Annotated in this window: 6 protein-coding genes and 1 pseudogene; 3 read left to right on the top strand and 4 right to left on the bottom strand. The window is 55.3% G+C overall.

The window, feature by feature from the left end:
• A partial coding sequence (locus AQR02_RS01910) for a copper homeostasis protein CutC (protein WP_245237045.1) occupies nt 1-557 on the bottom strand: 557 nt, incomplete at its 3' end.
• A 115-nt stretch (nt 558-672) separates the two neighbouring features.
• On the opposite strand from AQR02_RS01910, the gene AQR02_RS01905 reads away from it, so the two are divergent.
• Nucleotides 673-1,182, top strand: a complete 510-nt coding sequence (locus AQR02_RS01905; RefSeq protein WP_054939151.1) for a GNAT family N-acetyltransferase — start codon at nt 673-675, stop codon at nt 1,180-1,182.
• A gap of 207 nt (nt 1,183-1,389) precedes the next feature.
• On the opposite strand, the gene AQR02_RS01900 is transcribed toward AQR02_RS01905, so the two are convergent.
• Nucleotides 1,390-1,602, bottom strand: coding sequence for a hypothetical protein (locus AQR02_RS01900; protein WP_148449049.1), 213 nt, complete (start codon nt 1,600-1,602; stop codon nt 1,390-1,392).
• A gap of 152 nt (nt 1,603-1,754) precedes the next feature.
• Here AQR02_RS01900 and AQR02_RS01895 point away from each other — a divergent pair, with 152 nt between their 5' ends.
• Nucleotides 1,755-3,074 (top strand): phytoene desaturase family protein, encoded by a 1,320-nt coding sequence (locus AQR02_RS01895; protein ID WP_054939149.1) that lies wholly within the window; start codon nt 1,755-1,757, stop codon nt 3,072-3,074.
• A complete protein-coding gene (locus AQR02_RS01890) occupies nt 3,064-3,855 on the top strand; it encodes a sigma-70 family RNA polymerase sigma factor (protein WP_054939148.1) in 792 nt (263 codons plus the stop codon). Before AQR02_RS01895 ends, AQR02_RS01890 begins: the two co-directional genes overlap by 11 nt.
• Nucleotides 3,856-4,100: 245 nt before the next feature.
• On the opposite strand, the gene AQR02_RS01885 is transcribed toward AQR02_RS01890, so the two are convergent.
• Both AQR02_RS01885 and AQR02_RS33360 read right to left on the bottom strand, forming a co-directional pair.
• On the bottom strand, nt 4,101-5,069 hold the full coding sequence (locus tag AQR02_RS01885; RefSeq protein WP_054939147.1) for a sugar phosphate isomerase/epimerase family protein: 969 nt from the start codon (nt 5,067-5,069) through the stop codon (nt 4,101-4,103).
• Nucleotides 5,070-5,192 (bottom strand): annotated as a pseudogene (locus AQR02_RS33360) (ThuA domain-containing protein); the annotation flags it as partial.

Genomic DNA, 5,192 nt, shown 5'->3' with positions numbered 1-5,192 from the left:
AGATTGGCAGTGCCTAAGCCGCTGCCGGCCAGAATAGAGAGCGGCTTCCCCAAACATCGGCGCTGCAGTTCCGCGATCCGCTCCGCGCCTTGCGGAGCCGTGCTCTCCCCGCCGGAAGTCAGAATGTCTGTCACCTGAGGGTAACGCGACAACACCTCAAGCGCCTCAAACTGATCCCGGGTCTGATCAAAGGCCCGGTGAAAGGTGATCTCCATGCCTTGCGCTTCCGAAAGCAGCCGCTTCAGCAGCTCCTCATCTACCGTTCCATCCGGGCGCAGCATGCCAATAACCAGTGACAGGCTGCCGGCGGATGCAATATGTCCGATATCCCGCAGCATCGTCTTGGCATCTTCGCTGCTGTAATGGAAGGAGCGGGCATGCGGACGCACCATGACTCTTACCGGAATAGCCACGGCCTGGCGCACCTGCTCAATCAGCCCCAGGCTGGGAGTCAGGCCGCCTTCGCTTATGCCTGTAATCAGTTCAATCCGGTCAGCACCGCAGCGCTCCGCTGTTACCGCATCCTCCACTGTAGTGGCAATAACCTCTAACAGCATTTGATCTCCTCCTTCATCTCAACCTGCTGATTTACGCTTGTTAAGCTTCATTATACAAGTATAATGAATTTAAATTAAATTTCTGGAATGAATGCAGAGAAAGGCAGGTCATAAGATGAATCAGGTCATTACCGTTAAATTAGTGGAGGCCTTACAGCCGGAGACCGTACGTCAATTAACACCTTTGCTTATCGATGTCGTGGAGGATGGCGCATCCATCGGTTTCCTGCCGCCACTCGCCGAAAATGCTGCCTCCACTTACTGGCAGGGGGTTCCCGGTCCGGGCGTGCTGCTCTGGTTTGCCATGGAGGGTGATACTATTGTAGGTACCGTACAGCTGCATTTGGTGCTTAAACCAAATGCCCCGCACCGTGCGGAGCTCGCCAAGCTGATGGTGCATCCCGGCCACCGCCGCAAAGGCATCGCCGGACTGCTGATTGAGACCGCTGAACAGGCAGCGGCCGAACATGGCCGCACCCTGATCATCCTCGATACCCGTGAAGGCGATCCCTCTAACCTGCTTTATCAGTCACGCGGATATGTGGAAGCCGGCAAAATCCCGGATTACGTCATTTCCGCAGATGGCGGAATGGACGCCACCGTGATTTATTACAAGAAGCTGTAGCCAGCTTCCTGCTGTGAATGGAGCGGCATGCCTGGTGCTGCATACCAGGTGCTGCAACCAGGCGCTGCATACCAGGCGCTGCAACCAGGCGCTGCATACCAGGTGCTGCATACCAGGCGCTGCCTTCTGGCAGCCCTTGGTATACGGGATGAGCATCCATCGCCGGAGGGGAGCTGCCCCTGTTATGCTGAGGATTCCAGCTGGACGTCACATAGACTCCTCTATAGTCTGTGTGTTGCGAGATATAATGGGATTTTTACCTCTGATTCCGCCCTTTCCCGCACTTTGGCCAAAATCAAAGGGATTTTTACCACTATTCTCCCTATTTCCCACTCTTAGGCCAAAATCAAAGGGATTTTTCCCTCTAATCTCACCTTTTCCCACGCTTAGCCCGAAATCAAAGGGATTTTTACCTCTCATTTCGCCACAGCGCCTGACTTCTGCGGATGCTATCCCGCCAACCTTCATTTATTGTCATTGCTTCTGAAAATCAATCTATATCGTTGCGGCAGTGTCACATACCGGTTCCGTTAATCGTCATGTATGCATCAGACCGGAAAGGATGGATAGTCATGACACAGAATCGAAATGAGCCGTTATGGGATGTTGTCATTATCGGGGCCGGTATCGCCGGATTAACCGCTTCGATCTATTTGGTACAGGCTGGCCGGAGCGTAGTATTGCTCGACAAAGGGGCACATCCAGGAGGCCGCGCCGCTTCCACCGAGATGTCGTTCGCCCGCGTAAACCTGGGAGCGCATGCCCTGTTTAAGAGTGCTCTCCCTATTCTGCAGGAGGTAGGCGTCACCCCCGCCGGAGCAGCACCCAAGCCGCCGGGTAGCCTCGTATTCGAAGGAGCGGGTGGCGAGAGCAAGCCGCTCCCGCTTACGCAGCTCCTACTCGGCTCCTTCCTGAAGTGGCACGAGAAGACCCAACTCCTGCGCTTTTACAGCCGCCTTCTCGCAACAGACACCTCTGCTCTGCACAAGGTGAGTCTGCAGACTTACCTGGAATCTCAAATCTCCAGTCCTCGGGTGCGCAATGTCGTGCTGGCGCTCGTTCGCCTATCCACGTACTGCGATGACCCCGGCCTGATAAGCGCCGGCGCTGTAATCGAGCAGCTCAAACATGGCCAGGTGCTGTACGTGGACGGAGGCTGGCAAACCCTCGTACACCAGCTGACGGAGCAAGCGCAAAAGGCAGGCGTCTCGATCCGCACTGGCTCACCCGCACGAGAAATTGCCGGTAGCTTCCCGCGAATGACGGTCACGCTTAAGGATGGAACGCAGCTGAAAACCCGGCACGTACTATCCACCGCCGGACCGATGGCTACTCTATCCATCCTCAATCCCCCGCTTCCCCAGGCTGATGCCGCAGTCTTTGAGCAGCTTATTCCTGTTCGCGCGGCATGCCTGGATCTCGTCGTAGACGGAATGCCTCAACCCAAAACGAAATTTGTAATAGGCGCCGATTATCCGTGGTATTACTCCAATCATTCCGCCGTTGCCTCGTTGTCCGATCATCCGGCATACACAGTCGTGCATGTCATGAAATATTTGGCCTCTCCGGGAAATTCAGATCCCTTGCAAGATCAGCGCGAGCTGGAGGGATTTCTCGACTTGATTCAGCCCGGCTGGCGCAAACATGTGGTCCAGCAGCGGTTCCTGCCAAGAATGCTAGTCTCCCATGCCGTCGTAACTGCAGCGAACGGCGGCCTCCCGGGCAGACCCGGACCTGCGGTCGAAGGACGGCCCGGACTGTATGTCGCCGGCGATTGGGTCGGTTCAGCGGGCATGCTGCTTAACGCATCCTTGGCTAGCGCGAAAGAGGCGGCCCGAAGTATAATATCCGCAAAAGAACAAGATAAAGAAGGGGTGCACCTTGGAGCTTGATTCCGTGTATCAGACATACAGACCGCTTCTTCTGTCCATCGCGTACCGCATGTTAGGATCGGTCACGCAGGCCGAGGATTTGGTGCAGGACGCATTCGTAACGGTGCAGCAGCTGGACAACAATAAGGTAGGCCCCGTCCGCAATCTGAAAGCGTACTTATGCAAAGCCGTTACCAACCGCTGTCTCGATTACTTGAAATCCTCGCACAAGAAAAGAGAGGTCTACGTCGGACAATGGCTGCCCGAGCCCCTAGTCCAAGACTATGCGGGCGTGACAGGCTCGACCTCTGCCGCAGGAGGCGACCCGCTCCAAACGATTGTGCTGGAGGATACGATATCGTACGCTTTCCTCGTATTACTCGACCGGCTAACGCCTGTGGAGCGCGCAGTATTCATTCTTCGTGAAGCCTTCGACTACGACTATCGCGATATTGCGGACTTCGTAAACAAGACGGAGCTGGGATGCCGTAAGATTTACAGCCGCCTCAAACGAAAAATCCAAGACGATCCGGCCACCGAGCTGATCTCCAGCGAACAGTCCGAGCAGCTCGTCCTGCGTTTTCTTCATGCGGCAGCTACAAGTGATATGGATGGACTCTTTGCGCTACTCTCCGAGGACATCGTGCTGTACAGCGACGGAGGCGGCAAAGTCAGTGCGGCAGTTAAACCGGTTATATCCAACCAGCGCGTCCTCGCATTCATTCAGGGGCTTCTGTCAAGGGCGGCAGCGCAGGAGCTGTGCGCCTCGTCAAGGTCAACGGACAGCTCGGTTTTGTATTAAGCAGCCCTTCCGACCCTTTTCCGACAGTCGTTAGCCTGGCGTTCAGAGACGGCCGCGTTCAGCAGATCTACCTTATACGCAATCCGGATAAGCTGCGGCATTTGAAATTAGGCTGAGAGATATTATACCGCCTGGCATTGAATGAATCAGGAACCCGCGCTCAACAAAAACAGCAGCAGCCTTGGACATTATTTTCTCATCCATGGCTGCTGCTGTTTCTTTTATGAGGTCAGTCTGCTATCCGCTTAAGCCCACCACATATCCAGCGGCTGCTCACGGATCAGGATCGACTGCAGGTTGGTTACCGCACGCTGGAAGCCTTCATCCACCGACATCAGCGGATCTTCATGCTCGATGCTCACTACATAGTCATAACCATAGGTGCGCAGGGCGCTCATGATATCCGACCATTCGGACAGGCTGTGTCCGCAGCCGACAGAGCGGAAGGTCCACGCCCGGGTCTGCACATCGCCGTAAGGCTGCATATCGGTCAGGCCGTACATGTTGATGTTGTCCTGATCGAGATAAGTGTCCTTGGCATGGAAGTGATGAATCGCGCCCGCCTTGCCGAGGATCTTGATGGCACCAACCGGGTCAATGCCCTGCCACCACAGATGGCTCGGGTCAAGATTCGCACCAATTGCATCGCAGGTCGCTTCTCTCAGCTTCAGGATCGTATACGGCGTGTGGCACAGGAAGCCGCCATGCAGCTCAATGCCGATCTTGACGCCATGCTCCTGGGCGAGCTGGCCGATTTCCTTCCAGTACGGGATCAGCTTCTGCTCCCACTGCCAGGCCAGAATGTCGCTATAGACCGTAGGCCAAGGTGTTACCGGCCAGTTCGGCGCTTTGGCATCTTCACTGTCGCCGGCAGTGCCGGAGAAGGTGTTGACGACCTGTACACCCATCAGCGAAGCGAGCTTGATCGATTTGCGCAGAATTTCATCACCTTGACGCGCTTCTTCTTTATCCGGAGAGATCGGGTTGTTATGGCAGCTGAACGCACTGATCATGATGCCGCGGCTCGTGAACTTTTCTAAGTACTCCTTACGCGCCGTTTCACTGGCCAGCAGCTCGTCGGTCGGACAATGCGCATTGCCGGGGTTGCCGCCCGAGCCGATTTCGACTGCGTTCAAGCCTGCAGCCGCGATTTTGTCGAGCATTTCATCTAATGTCAAACTGCCAAATACGGGATCAAATACGCCTAATTTCATCTATACGCCCACCTTTTCTCGAATTGGCTCTAACGCCTGGGAATGACCGTACACGGGATAGTCGCGCCGGGTTGGTGCACACCAGTTTACGCCGTTGATGATTACTTGTTGAATTTCTTTATG

It is taken from the genome of Paenibacillus ihuae (assembly GCF_001368795.1).
Classification (GTDB): Bacteria; Bacillota; Bacilli; order Paenibacillales; family Paenibacillaceae; genus Paenibacillus_AQ; species Paenibacillus_AQ ihuae.
Note: the sequence above shows the minus strand (reverse complement) of the source record. Positions and strands in the feature narration are given on the sequence as shown.